This window comes from Acidobacteriota bacterium, assembly GCA_020845575.1.
Lineage (GTDB): Bacteria > Acidobacteriota > Vicinamibacteria > Vicinamibacterales > Vicinamibacteraceae > Luteitalea.
Genome location: JADLFL010000026.1, coordinates 1 through 2,685, shown reverse-complemented (window position 1 = coordinate 2,685; position 2,685 = coordinate 1). Strand labels below are relative to the sequence as shown.

At 64.6% G+C, this 2,685-nt stretch carries 3 protein-coding genes; all 3 read left to right on the top strand.

Features of this window, described 5'->3' with window-relative positions:
* Nucleotides 1–392 precede the first annotated feature (392 nt).
* Nucleotides 393–614: an antitoxin family protein gene (locus IT182_07930; protein ID MCC6163263.1), complete on the top strand. Its 222-nt coding sequence runs from the start codon at nt 393–395 to the stop codon at nt 612–614.
* Complete coding sequence (locus IT182_07925) at nt 580–1,023, top strand: type II toxin-antitoxin system VapC family toxin (protein MCC6163262.1); 444 nt, start codon at nt 580–582, stop codon at nt 1,021–1,023. The genes IT182_07930 and IT182_07925 overlap by 35 nt, the downstream gene beginning before the upstream one ends.
* Nucleotides 1,024–1,026: 3 nt before the next feature.
* Nucleotides 1,027–2,685, top strand: a 1,659-nt coding sequence (locus IT182_07920; GenBank protein ID MCC6163261.1) for a DEAD/DEAH box helicase family protein, incomplete at its 3' end; no start/stop codon positions are given.

Here is a 2,685-nt window from a genome sequence, read left to right as displayed (position 1 = left end):
CAGCGGGCAATGGCGGGCAATGCCCGACGGCAACGACGGCATTCATGGCATTCCCGGCAACGTGGTTTCTGTAACTTACAGATTCTAAAGGAGCTGGCAGAGTTCGAATCCCACCCTCTCCGCCAAACTCCGATCATTTAGATTCAACAACTTAGCAAGGCGTAGCGGGTTCTCGTGGGCGACTGCGGGCAATGACGTCGAAAAGCACGCCGCTCTTCGCCTCCGCGGCCCTCGGAAATAGGCGCATTCGGGCCACGCGGGTTCTCTATCAACGCCGCGTGGGTGCACCTGGAACCCGGGATGCGCGAGGTCAAGCACGGTAGGCCGGCCGGTGTCGCCGGACATCGCGTCCGATCCGGCCCCGCAATCCGTGACCTGCTAGGATGATGTTCATGAGCCAGACCATTCCTGCCGTGTTCGAGGACGGTGTGTTCCGGCCGCTCCGACGTCCCAAGGGTTTGGCCGAGCATCACCACGTCACGCTCACAGTGGATGTCGAGGAGCGGGTGCCTGCGCTTGCCGAAGTCTCTGGCTCTCTCTCCACTGAGGACGCTCAGGAACTCCGGGAGATCATCGATCGTGAGTTCGAGCGCGTCGACCCCAAGGAGTGGTGATCGGGTCGCGCTCGACACGAGCGTTGCGATCGATGTTCTGGCCGCGGCGGTTGACGTCCGGCTGCTCTCGAGCGTCAGCGAGCACCTTCTGCCGGCGCCCGTTGTCGGCGAATTGCGCTACGGAGCCCTCAATTCGCGGAAGGCGGACGAGAACCTCGCCAAGGTTGAAGCGCTGGTCACTCGCTGCGTCGTCCTGAACGTCACGGTCGCCACCGCCAAGGTCTACGCTGAACTGCGGCTCGCTCTCCGGCAGAAGGGCAAGCCGATTCCAGAGAACGACCTATGGATCGCGGCGCTGTGCGTCGAGCACCAGGTGCCGATTGCGGCGATCGACGCTCACTTCGATGCCATCGACGATCTGAAGCGGTGGCGTTTCGAGCCGGCCCGCTCCGACACCGATGCGTCATAGTCGATGGGTGATCTCGACCCGGCCGCGTCGTCTGCCCCCGCCTCTGACGGCGCTCTCAATCGGCACTCGCCAGTAGCGGCAAAGATTGCCCTCTTCCGATCGCTGTTCCGCGGCCGCGAAGACGTCTACCCGCGTCGATTCGAGAGCCGGAAGACCGGCAAGTCCGGCTATGCGCCCGCGTGCGCGAACGAGTGGGTGCCGGGCATCTGCGAGAAGCCCAGGATCAAGTGTGCGCTGTGCCCGCATCGCCGCTTCCTCCCGGTCACCGACGAAGTCGTTCGATGGCATCTCTCCGGGCGAGACGCGAGTGATCACCCGTTCGTCGCTGGCGTCTATCCGATGCTGCTGGACGAGACCTGCTACTTTCTGGCCGTCGATTTCGACAAGGCCGGATGGGAACCTGATGCAGTCGCCTTCGTCGGTGGCTGTCGACGCTTGGGCCTGGCCGCCGCGCTCGAGCGATCGCGTTCCGGGCGGGGCGGACACGTATGGCTCTTCTTCGGTCAGGCCATCCCCGCCTCGCTGGCCCGCCGCCTCGGATCGCACCTGCTGACGGAAGCGATGGAGAACAGACCTGAGATCGGCCTGGACTCCTACGATCGGCTCTTCCCGAACCAGGACACCCTGCCTCAGGGCGGCTTCGGGAACCTGATCGCGCTGCCCCTGCAACGGGCACCGCGCGACGAGGGCAACAGCGTGTTCGTTGACGACGATCTTGTGCCATGGGTCGACCAGTGGGCGTTCCTGGCGAGCGTGCGACGCATCGGTCTGGCAGAGGTCGAATCGATCGTTCAGGACGCGGAACGACGTGGTCGAGTCCTGGGCGTGCGTCTGCCACCGCAGGAGGACGGCGAAGAAGAGCCCTGGACGATGGCGCCCTCGCGGCGTCCGCGCGAGGCAGCGATCGTCGGTGAGTTGCCCGACAGCCTGGCACTCGTCTACGCCAATCAGATCTACCTCGCCAAGGACGGCCTGAACGCAGGGCTGAGGAACCGTCTCTTGCGGATGGCCGCCTTCCAGAACCCGGAGTTCTACAAGGCACAGGCGATGCGGTTGTCGACTTACGACAAGCCGCGCGTCATCGCGTGCGCCGAGGACCATCCGCAGCACATCGGCATGCCGCGCGGTTGCCTGGACGACATCCGCGCCGAACTGGTGAGTCTCGGCATCCGCGTCGTCATTCGTGACGAACGAGAGAGCGGTCGGCCCACGGATGTGACATTCACCGGCGAACTGAGACCTGAGCAGTTGGCCGCCGCCAGGGCGATGGCATTGCACGACACGGGCGTGCTGGCGGCGACGACGGCCTTCGGAAAGACCGTGATTGCCGCATGGCTGATTGCCAGGCGTCGGGTGAACACGCTGGTGCTGGTCCACCGACGGCAACTCCTCGATCAGTGGGTCGAGAGACTCTCGACGTTCCTTGGTATGCCGGCGAAGTCGATCGGCCGTGTGGCCGGCGGCCGCAAGCGAACCACAGGCCTGATTGATGTCGCCGGCATACAGAGCCTCGTCAAGAAAGGCGTCGTCGACGACCTCGTCGCCGACTACGGCCACGTCATCGTTGACGAGTGTCACCACTTGTCGGCGCAGACGTTCGAGTCGGTCGTGCGACGGGCGAAAGCCCGGTTCGTGCTCGGTTTGTCGGCCACGGTGGCCCGT